Annotated in this window: 1 protein-coding gene; it reads right to left on the bottom strand. The window is 55.9% G+C overall.

All coding sequences use genetic code 11. The features are described from left to right. Positions 1 to 472: DUF1983 domain-containing protein (locus Xinn_RS21480; protein ID WP_153043447.1), on the bottom strand; the 472-nt coding region annotated here is incomplete at both ends.

Genomic DNA, 472 nt, shown 5'->3' with positions numbered 1-472 from the left:
CCCGTTTTTAATCATAAAAACGGACTCCAGCTTGTCATTGCTCGGGTTCACCACGGTAAACTGGTTCGCCCGCACCGCAAAGTGAGTTTCCACTTTGCCGTTCTTGACCTCCGCCCCGACAGCCACCCCGGCTTGGTAAAACTGGCCCTTGTATTTCACCCCGGCGCCGATGTCATAAATCCCGTACCCGTTACCGTCAATATCAAATACGGCAGTGGCTTTGGTCTGCACGGCAGCGGCATTCTCCCCTACATCGACCTGGACTTTTTCCAGCTTTTCAGCCAGGGCCTGACGGTCAGTTAACTGGGTGGTTCTCACCTCCAGTATCTCCGCGCGCATCTCGCCGTTTTCTTTCAGTTGCCGCTGCACGACAGCCCCGGTCAGGGCGGCATTTTCCAGGGCGGCTTCATTGGTAAAATCAATCTGCGATTGCAGGCGTTTCCCCGTTTCCGCGCTCAGGAACTGATCCCCG

The organism is Xenorhabdus innexi, from assembly GCF_002632485.1.
GTDB lineage: Bacteria > Pseudomonadota > Gammaproteobacteria > Enterobacterales > Enterobacteriaceae > Xenorhabdus > Xenorhabdus innexi.
The sequence above is the reverse complement of the archived record's forward strand: the minus strand, read 5'-3'. Positions and strand labels throughout refer to the sequence as shown.